General features: G+C 27.1%; 11 protein-coding genes. 8 read left to right on the top strand and 3 right to left on the bottom strand.

The window, feature by feature from the left end; translation table 11 throughout:
• Nucleotides 1-75 precede the first annotated feature (75 nt).
• From flhA to ACKU3H_RS16090, 5 genes are read left to right on the top strand one after another with little or no spacing between them, the layout of a single operon-like run.
• Entirely contained in the window at nucleotides 76-2,193 is a 2,118-nt protein-coding gene (gene flhA / locus ACKU3H_RS16110; protein WP_320034891.1) for a flagellar biosynthesis protein FlhA, read from the top strand.
• On the top strand, nucleotides 2,193-3,662 hold the full coding sequence (locus ACKU3H_RS16105; protein WP_320034890.1) for a BatD family protein: 1,470 nt from the start codon (nucleotides 2,193-2,195) through the stop codon (nucleotides 3,660-3,662). Before flhA ends, ACKU3H_RS16105 begins: the two co-directional genes overlap by 1 nt.
• A gap of 10 nt (nucleotides 3,663-3,672) precedes the next feature.
• A complete protein-coding gene (locus ACKU3H_RS16100) occupies nucleotides 3,673-4,380 on the top strand; it encodes an HlyD family efflux transporter periplasmic adaptor subunit (protein WP_320034889.1) in 708 nt (235 codons plus the stop codon).
• Nucleotides 4,367-6,070, top strand: a complete 1,704-nt coding sequence (locus ACKU3H_RS16095; RefSeq protein WP_320034888.1) for a molybdopterin-dependent oxidoreductase — start codon at nucleotides 4,367-4,369, stop codon at nucleotides 6,068-6,070. The genes ACKU3H_RS16100 and ACKU3H_RS16095 overlap by 14 nt, the downstream gene beginning before the upstream one ends.
• Entirely contained in the window at nucleotides 6,057-7,238 is a 1,182-nt protein-coding gene (locus tag ACKU3H_RS16090) for an MFS transporter (protein WP_320034887.1), read from the top strand. The genes ACKU3H_RS16095 and ACKU3H_RS16090 overlap by 14 nt, the downstream gene beginning before the upstream one ends.
• A gap of 11 nt (nucleotides 7,239-7,249) precedes the next feature.
• Here the strand turns inward: ACKU3H_RS16090 and bioD are convergent, their stop codons facing one another.
• A complete protein-coding gene (gene bioD, locus ACKU3H_RS16085) occupies nucleotides 7,250-7,858 on the bottom strand; it encodes a dethiobiotin synthase (RefSeq protein ID WP_320034886.1) in 609 nt (202 codons plus the stop codon).
• 136 nt (nucleotides 7,859-7,994) lie between these two features.
• On the opposite strand from bioD, the gene clpS reads away from it, so the two are divergent.
• The 3 genes from clpS to ACKU3H_RS16070 all read left to right on the top strand — a co-directional run bounded on the left by clpS (nucleotide 7,995) and on the right by ACKU3H_RS16070 (nucleotide 11,235).
• Entirely contained in the window at nucleotides 7,995-8,294 is a 300-nt protein-coding gene (gene clpS, locus ACKU3H_RS16080; protein WP_320034885.1) for an ATP-dependent Clp protease adapter ClpS, read from the top strand.
• The gene (gene clpA / locus ACKU3H_RS16075) at nucleotides 8,294-10,516 is read left to right on the top strand and encodes an ATP-dependent Clp protease ATP-binding subunit ClpA (RefSeq protein WP_320034884.1); all 2,223 of its coding nucleotides are present in this window, start codon (nucleotides 8,294-8,296) and stop codon (nucleotides 10,514-10,516) included. Before clpS ends, clpA begins: the two co-directional genes overlap by 1 nt.
• Before the next feature lie 83 nt (nucleotides 10,517-10,599).
• Entirely contained in the window at nucleotides 10,600-11,235 is a 636-nt protein-coding gene (locus tag ACKU3H_RS16070; protein ID WP_320034883.1) for a c-type cytochrome, read from the top strand.
• Nucleotides 11,236-11,243: 8 nt separating this feature from the next.
• Here ACKU3H_RS16070 and ACKU3H_RS16065 read toward each other — a convergent pair whose 3' ends face one another.
• Together ACKU3H_RS16065 and ACKU3H_RS16060 are read right to left on the bottom strand one after the other, a co-directional pair.
• Nucleotides 11,244-13,865, bottom strand: a complete 2,622-nt coding sequence (locus ACKU3H_RS16065) for an MlaD family protein (RefSeq protein ID WP_320034882.1) — start codon at nucleotides 13,863-13,865, stop codon at nucleotides 11,244-11,246.
• Entirely contained in the window at nucleotides 13,855-14,454 is a 600-nt protein-coding gene (locus tag ACKU3H_RS16060; protein WP_320034881.1) for a paraquat-inducible protein A, read from the bottom strand. The genes ACKU3H_RS16065 and ACKU3H_RS16060 overlap by 11 nt, the downstream gene beginning before the upstream one ends.

Below are 14,454 nucleotides of genomic sequence, written 5' to 3'. Positions count from 1 at the left end.
AAAAAGAAAATAAAACTCTTAATAAAATAATTAACTCATCTTTAAAAAATTTTATTAGATAGAATAAAGTACTAAATGAATTTAAAAAAATTTTTATCAAAAGACTTATTTGTAGTTGCTCTATTTGTAGCTATTTTAACAATTATTATTATCCCTTTACCAAAGGGTGCCTTAGACTTTTTTTTAGTTATATCTTTATCTTTATCCCTTTTAATATTATTAATATCTTTATATATTCAAAGACCTTCAGATTTAACAACATTTCCAACAATTATATTAATCCTAGCTCTATTTAGGCTTTCTTTAAATATTGCTACAACTAGATCTATTTTAAGTGAAGGTCATAATGGACCTGAAGCAGTTAGTTCCATTATTTCCGCCTTTGGAGATTTTGTAGTTGGTGGTAATATGGTTATTGGTATTATTGTATTTATTATTTTAGTACTGATTAATTTTATGGTTGTAACTAAAGGTGCAACAAGGGTTGCGGAAGTTACTGCAAGATTTACACTAGATTCAATGCCAGGTAAACAAATGGCAATTGATGCAGATTTAAATGCAGGTTTTATAGATGATAAACAAGCCCAAATTAGAAGAAAAGAGTTAATCTCAGATGCAAATTTTTATGGAGCAATGGATGGGTCTTCAAAGTTTGTAAAAGGTGATGCAGTTGCTGGTATTATTATCACTTTAGTTAATTTAGTTGGTGGACTTTTAATTGGTCTATTTCAACATGATATGACAGTAGCTCAAAGTGGTGAAATATATACAATCTTAACAATTGGGGATGGTTTAGTAGCACAAATTCCAGCACTGATTTTATCAACGGCAACTGCAATTATAATCACTAGATCTAATATGGATGAAGATAAGTTTGCAAATCAATCTGTTGCTCAATTAGTAAAAGATTCTAAGTCATTAGTTTTAGTTGGTATTGGAATGATATTATTTGGTTTTATACCAGGATTCCCTACTGGAATATTAGTGATAATGGGTACATTAATGGTATTTATTGGATACACAATTAATATGATTGAGAGTGGTAAAGATAATGCTCTTACAAAACTATTTACTCCTAAAAAAGAGGTAAAAGATAAAATTGAACCAACTGGTGATTTAAAAGATTTTAAAGATAAAAAGAAAAAATCTGTTCCTGATGAAAAAAATGTTATAGAAGGGATTATGAAGCTAGAGGTTTTAGAATTAAAACTTGGAATTAGATTATTACAGCTAGTTCAAGGGGATTCTGAACTTTTAGACAAAATTAGGGGTATTAGAAAAACAATTGCAAGTGAGTTAGGGTTTGTAATACCGCAAATTAGAATTTCAGATGATACTACATTGGCTCCAAATGAATATCAACTTTATTTAAAAAGAATTCCTATTGCAACAGGAAGAGTAGAGATAAATAAACTACTTGCTATGGGTGGTGTACCAAATGAAAAATTAAAAGGTTTAAGAGTTAAAGAGCCTGTATTTAATCTTGACGCAACATGGATTGAGGAAAAACAAAAAGAGGAAGCCTTAATGAAAGGTTTTACTGTAGTTGATGCTCCTACAATTATATCAACACATTTATCTGAATTAATAAAAAAATATTCTGAAGATATTATCACAAGACAAGATATTGTAGATATTGTAGAGGGATTAAAAAAAGATTTCCCTATTGTTGTTGAAGAGGCTATGAAAGTGACTTCTTATGGCTCATTATTAAAAGTATGTAGAGATCTTTTACATGAAAAAATACCTATTGTGGATATGTTAACAATAATTGAAGCAATAGCTGATATAGCTGAATTTACAAAGGCTCCAGATATTTTACTTGAACATGTAAGAAGTAAGTTATATAGACTTATTACAGAAAGATTTAAAGATACGGATGGAACTTTACATATTATTACAATTAAACCTGATATTGAGCAACAATTTATAGGAAAACTGCAAGAGCAACATGGGGTATCACAACTTATGCTTTCAATTGCAGAGATTAATAATTTAGTTACTAAAACAAAAGAGCTTCTTGAAGAGATTGAGTCTAAAGGATATAGTAAAGTTGCTATGGTTGTAGATCCACTTCTAAGAAAAAGAGTTTCAGAAATTTATGAAAAATTTGGATTACAAATAGCAGTATTGTCCCATGCAGAGCTTGATTCTAAAGCAAATTTCGCTATCGAAGGAACATTGGCATTTTGATGAAACTAGTTAAGTATATTATATTTTTTTTAATTTTAAATTTAAGTGTGTTTGCAGATGTTGTTTTAAAAGCACCAGATAGTTTTGTAAAGGGTGAACCCTATTATTTTGATATAGAAGTTACAGGAAGTTCTATTGAGTTTCCTAAAATAGAAAAAATAGATAATTATATTGTAGAAAATCAAGGTACCTCAAAATCTTTACAGATTATAAATGGTGATTACAACGAAAAATTAAGTAAAAGATTTAAAATTATCCCTTCTGCTGATTTTACAATTCCAAAATTTAAATTTATAATTGATGATAAAGAGGTTTATACATCTGAAAAAGTTGTCAAACAAACAATAGTACATAAAACAAACTCTACAGATTTTGATTTGACATTAATTCCTTCTAAAGATAATTTATATGTTGGCGAGGATTTAGTTGTCAAATTAGTATTTAAATATAAAAGAGATTTGCAAATTACTAATTTAGGTTTTGAAAAACCACACTTTGAAAATTTCTGGTATAAAAGAATAGAAAATAAAAATGATAGATATGAACAAAATGGATATATTGTTCAAGAATTAGAGTTTTTACTTTTTCCTCAAAAAAGTGGTGAATTAAATGTTGGCCCTTTAAGAGTTGATGCTCAATTGATGCAATCAAATAGTTCAACACCATTTGGATTTTTTTCATCTGTACCAAAGGTTCAAAAAGTTTATTCAAATGAATTGAAATTTGATGTAAAAAAACTTCCTCAAGATATATCACTTATAGGTGATTTTGATATAAATGCAAATGCTAATAAAACTGAAATTAAACAAGGTGAATCAGTATCTTTAAAATTAGAGATAAAAGGGATAGGGAATTTTGATGATATCCAAGATATAAAATTAGATATACCAAATGCAACTATTTATGATAATAAACCTGATATAAAAACAACATATTCAAATTTAGGATATGAAGGAACATATACTAAAGTTTTTTCTATTATTCCTGAAAACTCAATTACAATTCCAAGTATAAAATTAAAATATTTTGATAAAAAAGATAAAAAAATAGTTGAGAAGAGTACAAAAGAGTTTAATATAAAAGTTGATAAAACTGAAGAAAAACAAAAAGTTGTACTGGAAAAACCAAAAGAGACTAAAGAAGTTGCGAAAGAAAAAATTGTAATAAAAGAAAAAATATCTACAGAAGATAAAGCTAAATATTTTATCTTTGGTATAATAGCTACACTATTAATTTTGGGTTTATATAAACTTGTTACACTTCAAAGCAAAGAAAAAGTATCAAAAGAAACACCTTTAAATAAACTTGTTAAAAGCTCAAAAGATAAAAATGAGTTAATAAAAGTTTTAATTCCATATTTAAAAATTGATTCTACTTTAGATAAATTGATTTTTGAATGTGAAAGTGAAAAAGAGTTTAAGGTACTTAAAAAAGAGATTCTTACTAGAATCAGAGAGATTAAATTATAAGAGGTAATATATGAGATATTTGTTGATTGTTATAGCTGTAGTTTCTTTTTCATTTGCAAATGAATTTTATGCTAAATTAGAGCCAATAGAGAGTTATGAGATAAAAGCTTCAGTTAGTGGTAAGATAATATTTTCAAATAAAAATATTGAGGGTAAAAAGTCAAATAATTCAAAAATTATTGAGATAGATTCTTATGTAGATAGAATTGATTTAGAACAATCATTAAAAAAATTAGAAGCAATGAATGAGATGATTGAACTTCAAAATACAAATTATGAAAGATTGATGAAGATTAAATCTAAATCAGGTTATGAAAAAGATAATCAAAAAATCAATGTAGTAAATCTACAAATCAATAAAGCAGATATTTTAATAAATATTGCAAATTTAAGAGATAGTATCAAAAATAAAAAACTAATTGAAAAAAATTATTATATTTATAATATAGCAGTAAATGAAGGAGATTATGTAACTCCTGGAACACTGCTTTATGAAGCAAAAGATTTAAGTAAAGGTAAACTTGAAATATATGTTCCAATTTTAGATATAGAGTCTATAAAAAACAAAGATATATATTTAGATGGTGAAAAAACAGATTTAAAGATTAGTAAAATATATGATGTGGCAGATTCAAAACATATCTCATCTTACAAAGTTGAGATTATAGTTACTAATCCTAAACAATTTTCTAGGTTAATTAAAATTGAATTTAAATAACACACTTGCCTGTCCCCTTGACTGTTTTGATACTTGTGAAGCAGTATTAAGTAATGGGAAAATAAAAGGTAATAAAGAACATCCTACTACTAAATCAAAACTTTGTGTAAATTTTGCAAATTTATTAAAAGAGGATTTTTTAGAAGATGCTTATATATCAAATGAAAAGGTCTCTTTAGATAAGGCTTTACAAGAGTTTACTTCAAAATTAAAAGAGATGAACCCAGAGGATACTTTATACTATAAAGGTGCAGGAAACTTAGGAGTTATGCAAAACTCTCCAAAAGTATTTTTCAATAATTTTGGCTCTATTCTTACTAAAGGAAGTCTTTGTGAAGGTGCAGGAGAAGAGGGGATAAACTTAGGAAGAGGGAAAAATGTTAATCCTCCTATTGAAAAACTTATAAATTCTGATGTAATTATAGTTTGGGGACGAAATTATTCTATTACAAGTCCACATATGTATGAACTTACAAAAGATAAAATATTTATAACTATTGACCCAGTATCAACTCCTATTGCAAAAAAATCTGAACTACACCTTCAGATAAATCCAAAAACTGACCATGAGTTAGCTTTATTATTAACAAGGTTTGCATATATGGAAGATATGGAAGACAAAGAGTTTATAGAGCAATCAAATGGAGCTGATTGGTTTTTTGATTTAGCTAAAAGTAGACCTTTAGTCTCATATGAACAAACAACAGGAATATCTCTTCAAGAGATTACAAAACTTTTTGAAATAATCAAAAATAAGTCTGTCTCAATACTGTTAGGTATAGGAGTACAGAAGTACTATGAGGGTGTAAATATTACAAGAGCGATAGATTCTTTTGCTGGATATATTGGTTTACACAATAAAAATGTAGGTGGAGTTTGGTATTTAAGTGACTCAGCCTACTCATATGAGGGAAAATTTAGTGTAAAAGGGAAAAAATATGTTCCTTTACCAGAAGTTGATTTTTCAAAATATAAATTAGTATTTATACAAGGTGCAAATCCAGTTGTAAGTGCACCTAATACAAAAAGAGTTATAGAAGGTTTAAAAAACACTTTTGTTGTATTTTTTGGTACAACATTTAATGATACTTGTGAATATGCAGATATTATAATCCCAGCTACTAATTTTAAAGCAAAAAAAGATGTAAGACTTTCATATGGACATGAGTACAAAGCTATATCTTATGATGTAGAAGAGAAACAAAAAAATAGTATAAGTGAGTATGAATTTTCATCTTATATGAATACACAATTTGGTTTTAAAGGTTTAGTTGATTTTGAGGAAGCTTTTGATTATTATACAAATAAAGAGTTTGTTGATGACTCAAAAATAGAAAAATTTGAGTTCTTAGAAGAGCTTGAAGTTGAAAATCTTTATGAGCAAAAAGATGAAGATGAGTATTATCTTCTTTTTAGAAAAAGAAAAAACAATTTAAACTCACAATTTAAAGAAGACAGCTTTTTATATATAAATCCAGATTGTAGTTTTGAAGAGAATCAAGAAGTAATAGCAAAATCTTCATATGGAGAAAGTACCTTTATAATAAAATTTGATGAAGATATAAAAAAAGGTTGCATTGTACTTTTTGCAGGAAATAAAAAAGCAAACTATTTAACAAATCATAAAAGTGATGAATTAGCTTTTTCTGCTATGTTTCAAGAGGTATTAATAAGACTTGAACTACCGTGAACTTTTAACTAATTATCCAATAATTAGAAAACTATCATTATTGCAGTTTGTTGCATATTTTGGTTCTTGGTTTTCTAATGTTGCAATTTACACTATGGCTGTAAATTTTGGTTCTTCTGCTTTTGTTATTTCATTAGTAACAGCTATGCATCTACTGCCAGCTGTTTTAATTGGTCCTTTTTCTGGAGCTATAATAGATAGAGTTAGAGTAAAAACTTTAATGTTAATTTTGCTATTAACCGAACTAGTAACTACATTACTTTTTCTTACTATAGATAGCAAAGATGAATTGTGGATATTAATGATTTTAATATTTATTAGAATGGGATGTTCCTCTATGTTTTTTGCTACAGAGATGACTTTACTTCCTAAACTTGTCAGAGGACAAGCTTTACAAAAAGCTAATGAGATACATTCTATTATTTGGTCTTTTACTTATGCTGCTGGGATGGCTTTAAGTGGAGTTGTTGTTCACTCTTTAGGTATAAAAATATCTATAATTATTGACGCAGTCTTTTTTATAGTTGCAATTATGATATTTTTTAGTATTGAATTTAAAGTTGAGATTATTCATACAAAAGAAAAAATTGTATCAATGATAAAAGATGGATTTTTATATTTAAAAAATAATAAATTAGTTCTTCACTTAATACTTTTTCATTCATCAGTAGGATTAACCTCTTTTGATACTTTAGTTACATTATTAGCAAAAAATGAATATAAATATGTTATTGCAGTTCCTTTGTCTATTGGTATCACAAATGCTGTAAGAGCCTTTGCTTTAATGATTGGCCCTTTACTTATTACAAGTAGAGTAAATAAAGATACTCTTGTTTATCTTTTTATTTTTCAAGGGGCTGCAATTATTCTTTGGAGCTTTTTACAGTTTAATTTTTATTATGCTTTAATTGCAATGTTTTTTACAGGTCTTATGACAACAACAATTTGGTCATATACCTATGCTTTAATTCAAGAAAATGTTGAAGAGAAATATTTAGGAAGAGTAATCTCTTACAATGATATGATTTTTATGATTTCAAATGTTTTAACAACTATGTTTATTGGAATAGCAGCAGGATTTATCTCTCTACAATTAATAACTGCAATTATAGGATTTGGATTTTTTATTTTTGCTTTTTATTTTAATTGGTTAAAAAAGTTTTTATAAGGGAGTTGGATTTAATCCAACTCATGAAGATATTTTAATTTCCCAAAATAATCTTCTAAAAAGGGCTTAGATACTTCATCATAGCTATCTTTATCTTGAAAAAGATTAATATACCATTCAAACTCTATTTCTCTTTTCTTTAAAGCCTCAATAGATAATAAAATATCATTTATACACCCTAATTTAGATGGAGCAATTAAAATAGGTTTTGCTTCAAAAATATCAATTAAATCAATCATAAAGATATCTTTTAAAACTGGAACCATTAAACCTCCAGCACCTTCAATAACTAAAAAATCACACATAGTTTCTAAATATGCTATTTTCTCTTTTAAAAAAATAAAATTTATATCTTTATCTTCTTTTGCAACATATGGAGCTGCAGGAAGTTTAAACTGATAAGGTACAACATCTTCTATTGTTACTTTAAATTCAGGGTTTAATTCTTTTACTAGATTTAACATCTTTGAACCATCAAGTGGAGAATGAGTAACCCCTGTCTCACAAGGTTTAAAATATCCTACTTTGAAACCTTTTTTTGCATAATGTTTTAAAATTTGTTCACTGGCATATGTTTTTCCTACATCAGTGTTTGTTGCTGTAATAAATACTCTATTCATATATAATTCCTTTTGAAAATGTAAGTTTATCAAAATATTAAATAAACTTTAAAATATTTTATAAACAATTTGTTTTACTAAGATTAGTTGTTTTTTGTTATAATATATACAACACTGAATAAAAAAGAGGTATATTGTGGCAAACGAATTAGAAATTGAACTTGATAGTGATTTAGAAGTAGAGGAACCAAAAAAGTTTAAAGTATTTTTATTAAATGATGATTATTCAACAATGGATTTTGTAATTGATGTTTTAACTAGAGTTTTTAGAAAAAATATTGACCAAGCAACAAAAATCATGTTAAATATTCACAATAATGGAAAAGATGTTTGTGGAATATATACTCATGAGATTGCGTCAACAAAAGTTGCTCAAGTGAAAACTTTAGCTAGAGAAAAGGGTTTCCCTTTAAAAGCAGTAATGGAAGAAGAGTAATGATTAGTAAAGAATTAAGAAATATATTTGCGCAAGCTGTAAGCTATGCGAAGAAAAGTAGGCATGAATATTTAACAATAGAACATATTTTTTTAATGCTTATCCATGATGAAGTGATTGATAATCTTCTAAATGATTTAGGTTTAGATAAAAATAAAATCTTTAATGAGATAAAAAAACACATTGAAGAGAATACTCCTGTATTTCCTGAAAATGTAGAAGATGAACCAATTGAAACAATTACGTTAACTTCTACAATTGAAAATATGGTAGCCCATACACAAAGTAGTGGAAAAAGAAATGCTGGTGTTGAAGATATGTTTGTAGCTATTTTAAAAGATGAAAAATCTTACGCTACATTTGTATTAAAATCAGCAGGTGTTGAAAGAGTTGATATTTTAGAAGAGATCTCTCACAATGAAGAGTCTGAAGAGTTTGATGAAGCTGGTTTAAAAAATGAATCTGCTGACAACAAAGTTTTAGATAAAAATTCAACTGAGCTAGTTGCTTTAGCACAAAAAGGGGATATTGACCCAGTTATTGGAAGAGCAACTGAGATTAGTAGAGTTGTTCAAATATTAAGTAGAAGAAAGAAAAACAATCCTATTTTAGTTGGTGAACCAGGTGTTGGTAAAACAGCAATTGCTGAAGGTTTAGCTTTAGAGATTGCAAATAAAAGAGTGCCAGAGTTTTTAGAAAATGCAAAAGTTTACTCTTTAGATATGGGTTCAATGCTTGCAGGAACAAAATATAGAGGCGATTTTGAGAAAAAATTAAAAGCACTTTTAAAAGAGATTGTAAAAATTCCAAATGCTATTTTATTTATCGATGAGATTCATACAATAGTTGGAGCAGGAAGTGTAAGTGGAAGTTCAATGGATGCTTCAAATATCTTAAAACCAATGTTAGCAAATGGAAAATTAAGATGTATTGGTGCAACTACATTTAGTGAATTTAGAAACGATTTCGCAAAAGACAAAGCCTTAAGTAGAAGATTCGCAAAAGTTGATATAAACGAGCCTTCTTTAGAGGATACAGTTACTATATTAGAGGGAATCAAATCAAAATATGAAGAGTTCCATAATGTAAAATATAGTAAAAGTGCTATTGAGATGGCAGTTGAACTAAGTAAAAAATATATTAGTGATAGATTCTTACCAGATAGTGCAATAGACGTTATCGATGAGGTGGGAGCTAGTAAAAAAATAGAATATTCAACTGTAAATAAAAAGAATATCTCAATTACTCAAAAAGATATTGAGGATACAGTTGCAAAAATGGCACATATTCCATCTAAAGCTACAACTAGATCTGATATTAGTTTATTAAAAAATCTTGAAAAAAGAATGCAAAAAAGAGTATTTGGTCAAGATGGTGCTATCTCAAGAATTGTTCAATCAATTAAAAGAAATAAAGCGGGACTTAATATTGATAGAAAACCTATTGGAAGCTTCCTTTTTACAGGACCTACTGGTGTTGGTAAAACAGAAGTAGCAAAAGAGTTATCTACACAATTAGGTGTTCATTTTGAAAGATTTGATATGAGTGAATATATGGAGCCTCATACAATATCAAGACTTATTGGAGCGCCTGCTGGGTATGTTGGGTTTGAAAATGGCGGATTATTAACTGAAGCTATTAGAAAACATCCACATTGTGTTTTACTTCTTGATGAGATAGAAAAAGCACATCCAGATTTAATGTCAATTCTTTTACAGGTTATGGATAATGCAGAATTAACTGATAATAGTGGAAATAAAGCAGATTTCCAAAATGTAATTTTAATTATGACATCAAATTTAGGTGCAGCAGAAGCAAATGTTATGGGATTTGCAAAAGATGATTCTCTAAATGAAAATAAAGCTGTAAATAAATTCTTTGCACCTGAGTTTAGAAATAGACTTGATGCTATGGTAAGCTTTACTTCATTATCAATGGATATTGTTGCAAAAGTTGCTGGTAAATTTGTTGAAGATTTAGAAAAACAACTTGAAAATAAAAAAATAAAAATTACAATAACTGCTAAAGCAAAAAATCAGTTAGCAGAACTAGGGTATGATAAAGCAATGGGTGCAAGACCACTTACTAGAGTTATTTCTGATAAAATTAAAAATGTATTAACAGATGAGATTTTATTTGGAAAACTTAAAAAAGGTGGTAATGTTAAGATAGATTTTGTTAAAGATGAGTTTAAATTTACATATACACCATTAGATAAGTAAATTTTATACATTAAAATTAATTATAAACTCTTTTTTAACTAAAAAAAAGTAAAATTTTGACTTATTTTACTTAAGGGATTAGTATGAAAAAAATTTTGTTAAGTTCAGTTGTTGCTGTTATGATTTTCACAGGATGTGGAGAAGAGAAAACTAGCGAACCAAAAACAGAAGTTGCACCTGCTGTTACTACTGAAAACAAAACTGCTGAAGAGAAACTTGTAGATCAAGTTAAACAATCAACTTCAGAGGTTGCTTCAAAAATATCTGAAGAATCAAAAAAAGTTGTTGATGCTAGTAAAGATGCAGTTGAAAGTGTAAAAGAAAAAGTTACTAAAACTACAGAAGATGTAGTTGAAAAAACACAAGAAGTAACTAAAGAGGTTGTTGATACTGCTAATAAAACAAAAGATAAAATTGAAGAGAGTATTAACACAATAGTTGCTGCTAAAACAAATACAAATGATTCTACTAACTTATTAGAAAAGGGTAAAGGTATTTATCTTAAATGTGCTGGCTGTCATGGTGCAAGTGCAGAAAAGCCAGCTTTAGGAAAATCTCAAGTTATAAAAGGTTGGGATAAAGATAAAATTGTTTCATCATTAAATGGGTATAAAGATGGAACTTATGGTGGTGTTATGAAAGGTGTTATGAAAAGTCAAGTATCTAACATGACACAAGAGGATATAGAAGCTGTTGCAGAATATATTGCAACATTCTAATCCTATTCTTATTTGATGATTGGGCTTATATTTTCCCAATCATCCATTAACTCTTTTTTCAATATAAATCTATCATTTTCATTTGCATTTTTATCATACTCTTTTGGTGTTACAACCATAAGTCCACCTTTTAATATACTTGTAAAAGTATTAGTCTCTATTTTAGTACCTGAAAAAATTGAAAATTTTAATTTAAAACCACTGATATCATAGAAGTTAGAGTTTTTTCTAATGATATTTGTGTATTTGTTATATATTAGACAATCTAATATAACTCTTGAAGCATCACTACTTAGATCCACTTTATTTATTTTCCCTATTTGAACATTTTTATAGTATATTGGTGAATCAACTGCTGCACTAGTTGCATGTAATGATTCTACTTTAAAAATTTTGCCTTTATTTGAATCTGCAATATCAGAAATTGAATCATATCCATTAAATAAAGTTTGAACTTTTTTACCATCACCTTTTACAACACCAATATTAACTGCAAAAACTGCTGATGAAAGGTTTTTAACCTCTTGCAGTGAGATTTTGGATTTTTTTAAATAGTATTTATTGCCTTGTTTTGCAAACTCTTCATAGTTTTTATTGATTTGTACTTTTAAAACTATTTTTTGATTTTTACTTAATGAAATATCAATTACTTTTCCTATATCTATCCCTTTGTAAACTAGTTTTGAGGATTGTTCTATTATGCCATCTATATTATCAAACACTATATTTATAGTATTTGTTGAGTTTTTCATTGTATCAAGAGATTCATATATTTGATACCCATTTATCTCTTTTCTTGAACTATTATCAAGTGAAATTGAGCCATATAGTAAGGAAGAGATATCTCCAATTTCAAATAAAATACCATTTAAACTAGCATCAACTTTTACAGGACTTTTTTTATAAAATTTAGAGTGTTTAGTTATATATTTTTTGTATTTATTATAAATAAACAGTTCAGCTTTTGAATAATGTTCTTCAAAATCTATTTTATTTACAAATCCAATCTCATAGTTTTGGTAGTATATTGGCATATCCTCTTCTAATCTAAAATTGTTTTCAAAAGCAGTTTTTAGAGTAAAACCTTTATTTCTCATTTTCTTTATTTTATATGCCTCTTGATGACTTTTTAAAATTTTAAATCTATTTTTTGTGAGTTTTGATTTTTTTTCATCTTTTATAACTGCTATTGCACCTTTTAATAAAGGGTTTATCCCTGAATAGTTCACATTTAGATTTAAATTCTTTATATCAATAAGTTTTGAACTCATATCATAAAATAAACTGTCATTTGTGATGATTTTTTTGTATTTACCATATATTTGGATTTTTATAATCACTTCATTAAAGTTTTTAGATAAAGAGATATTGTTTATCTTTCCTATCTCTATATCTTTGTAATATATTTTTGATTTATTAGTAATTGAACCTAAACTTTCAGCTTTTAGTGTTAGTTCAAGGTCATCTGCATTTATTTGGCTATTTAGTAGTTTTTTATCTTTGAAATATGTTTTATATTCACCTTTTTTATAGTTTAAAGTAATATATTTACCTGTAAATACTGTTCCTATATTTTTAATTCCATCAAGTGAAATCTCTGCTGAGTTTATTTCAAACTCACTATTATTAGTTAATAGATATTTATATTTTTTATAAATAAAAGCTTGGGCATTTACACTGTTTGTATTTAAAGATATATTTGAAACTTTACCTATAGTAATCCCTTTATACATAATTGGTGTATCTTCACCTATATCTTCAGCATCTAAGAACTCTATATTTATAATCACTTTTTCTTCTAGATTATCATCACTTGTATATAAAAGATATTGTTTATCATCAGTGATTTTTTTTGCATCTAAATCAGAGGTTGTTACATTTATACCTCCAACTAGTGCAGAATATAAAGAACTAACTTTTAAATTAAAGCCTCCTGCTCCAAAATTTACTTTTACAGCATCATTTAGTATAAAAGAAGAGCTTTCATTTACTAAGTTTTCATATTTTTTGTATATGTGTGCTTTCATATATACATTGTTTTCATATAACTCTTTTGATACTATCTCTCCAACTTGAATACTATTATAAAATAAAGGCATACCAATATTGGCTGAATCTCCGTCTCTTAGTAATAAAGTTACATAATATCCATCTTTAATATATTCAAAATTTGGTTGAGAATCTAAACCTGTAAATTCTGTTTGGGATTTCAGATCTTTATTTTTGTTGTATTTTGGCATAACTTCAATCTCATAACCAGAGATTAAAGTATCAAGGCCTGAAATTTTTGTAAGGGTTACTGTTGGTTTTTTTATCCAAAATTTAGAACCTTCCACTGCAACATAATCAGAGGCATCTTTTTTAACTAGGATATTTACTTCAACTCTTTCTAAATCTTTTATTACAATTTTTGTAACTTTTCCTAATTCTAAACCTCTATATTTTAAAGGTGTTATTCCCTCTTTTAAACCCTCGGCACTATTAAATACAACTTGTATATTTGTTCCTTTTTTACTATAACTTTCATAAAGTGTCCAAATCAATACAGATAATATAATAAGAGGTAAAATCCATATAAAAGATATAGATTTTCTTTTTTCAACTAAGGGTTCATTTATTTCAGTTTGCATTATTTTCCTTTTTATCCCAAATAATTCTAGTATCAAAACTGTTTGCAGCAATCATTGTCAAAATAACTACCAAAGTAAAAGATGTAGCTGCTAATCCACCTTTTATATTAAATATTTCACCAACTTGAACTATAGATGAGAGTAGGGCTACAACGTAAATATCTACCATAGACCATTTCCCTATAAATTCTATTGTATTAAAAATGTTTAATTTTAATTTATTATCCATATTATTGTTAACAAGTAAAGATAAAAAAATCAAAAACAATCCAATCAATTTTATTAAAGGAATAATTACACTAGCTACAAGTATAACAATAGCTATAAAATAATCCTTATAATTTAAAAAGCTAATAATCCCTTCTATTATAGTACTTTTATTATCAACTCCAAGCTGAGTAATATTCATAATAGGATATATCATAGCAGGTATATAAAGTAACATGGCTGATATAACCAAAGCGAAAGAGATTTGAAGTGAAAATTTTCTTCTTTTTGTAACTTTACAATGACATCTATCACAGATAAATTCATTTGAATTTTCTTTTTCAAATACTTTATGGCAATTTTTACAAGATATTAAAATCAT

This window comes from Halarcobacter sp. (genome assembly GCF_963675975.1).
Taxonomy (GTDB): Bacteria; Campylobacterota; Campylobacteria; order Campylobacterales; family Arcobacteraceae; genus Halarcobacter.
Note: the sequence above shows the minus strand (reverse complement) of the source record. Positions and strands in the feature narration are given on the sequence as shown.

Excerpts from the sequence above, each read along its gene's own strand:
- flhA (WP_320034891.1), top strand. The coding sequence starts at position 76 with ATGAATTTAAAAAAATTTTTATCAAAAGACTTATTTGTAGTTGCTCTA.
- clpA (WP_320034884.1), top strand. The coding sequence starts at position 8,294 with ATGATTAGTAAAGAATTAAGAAATATATTTGCGCAAGCTGTAAGCTAT.
- ACKU3H_RS16100 (WP_320034889.1), top strand. The coding sequence starts at position 3,673 with ATGAGATATTTGTTGATTGTTATAGCTGTAGTTTCTTTTTCATTTGCA.
- bioD (WP_320034886.1), bottom strand. The coding sequence starts at position 7,858 with ATGAATAGAGTATTTATTACAGCAACAAACACTGATGTAGGAAAAACA.
- ACKU3H_RS16105 (WP_320034890.1), top strand. The coding sequence starts at position 2,193 with ATGAAACTAGTTAAGTATATTATATTTTTTTTAATTTTAAATTTAAGT.
- ACKU3H_RS16060 (WP_320034881.1), bottom strand. The coding sequence starts at position 14,454 with ATGATTTTAATATCTTGTAAAAATTGCCATAAAGTATTTGAAAAAGAA.
- ACKU3H_RS16070 (WP_320034883.1), top strand. The coding sequence starts at position 10,600 with ATGAAAAAAATTTTGTTAAGTTCAGTTGTTGCTGTTATGATTTTCACA.
- ACKU3H_RS16065 (WP_320034882.1), bottom strand. The coding sequence starts at position 13,865 with ATGCAAACTGAAATAAATGAACCCTTAGTTGAAAAAAGAAAATCTATA.